Here is a 1,018-nt window from a genome sequence, read left to right on the forward strand (position 1 = left end):
AGTGAGCGTAAGTTTTATCCAGGCTACGTTCTTGTGCAAATGGAAATGGACGACGATGCTTGGCATTTGGTTAAGTCCACTCCAAGAGTGTTAGGCTTTATTGGTGGTACTGCTGAAAGACCTGTGCCAATTACTGATCGTGAAGCTGATACGATTCTTCAGAAGATAGAGACGGGTGCAGAGAAACCTCGTCCTAAGACCTTGTTTGAAGCTGGTGAAGTGGTTCGGGTTATCGATGGGCCGTTTGCAGACTTTAATGGTGTTGTTGAGGAAGTAGATTACGAGAAGAGCCGCGTTAAAGTAGCGGTTCTGATTTTTGGTCGCTCTACCCCTGTCGAACTAGAGTTTGGGCAAGTAGAAAAAGACTAAGCAAGTAAGATTTTATCTGCTCACTTTGCGAACTGCAAAGTGGGCTTTTTCTGTCTATACGGGGAGCTATTGAAGCGTTTGAACCCGAAGGAGTAAAAAATGGCAAAGAAAGTTGATGCTTATATCAAGCTTCAGGTAGCCGCTGGTAAAGCGAATCCAAGTCCGCCGGTTGGTCCTGCACTAGGTCAGCACGGTGTTAACATCATGGAATTCTGTAAAGCGTTTAACGCTCAGACTCAAGGTGTTGAACCAGGTCTGCCAGTTCCTGTTGTAATTTCTGTATATAGTGACAAGAGTTTTACTTTTGTCATGAAGACCCCACCTGCATCTATTCTGTTGAAGAAAGCTGCTGGTATCACTAGTGGTAGCGGTCGTCCTAATACTGAGAAGGTTGGAACTGTTACTCGCGCTCAGTTAGAAGAAATTGCTAAAACTAAAGACCCTGACTTAAATGCAGGTGATATGGATGCTGCAGTAAGAATTATTGCTGGTACAGCGCGTAGCATGGGACTTAATACTGAGGGTGTTAACTAATGGCAAAATTAACAAAGCGCCAAAAGTTGGTGCAGGAAAAAGTTCAAGCAGAAAAAGCGTACACGGTAGAAGAAGCGGTAGCTTTGCTTGCTGAGCTTTCAAGCGGTGTTAAGTT

2 protein-coding genes and 1 pseudogene are annotated in these 1,018 nt (G+C 44.3%); all 3 read left to right on the forward strand.

Going from position 1 to position 1,018, the window contains the following annotated elements; translation table 11 throughout:
• Window positions 1–369 (forward strand): transcription termination/antitermination protein NusG (gene nusG, locus A3766_RS00540; protein WP_068641444.1); only part of this gene is annotated, 369 nt, incomplete at its 5' end.
• Window positions 370–468: 99 nt separating this feature from the next.
• Complete coding sequence (rplK, locus tag A3766_RS00545; RefSeq protein WP_068507436.1) at window positions 469–903, forward strand: 50S ribosomal protein L11; 435 nt, start codon at window positions 469–471, stop codon at window positions 901–903.
• Window positions 903–1,018 (forward strand): annotated as a pseudogene (locus tag A3766_RS29365) (50S ribosomal protein L1); the annotation flags it as partial. The gene rplK and the pseudogene A3766_RS29365, both read left to right, overlap by 1 nt.

This window comes from Oleiphilus sp. HI0132 (assembly GCF_001635845.1).

Excerpts from the sequence above, each read along its gene's own strand:
- rplK (WP_068507436.1), top strand. The coding sequence starts at position 469 with ATGGCAAAGAAAGTTGATGCTTATATCAAGCTTCAGGTAGCCGCTGGT.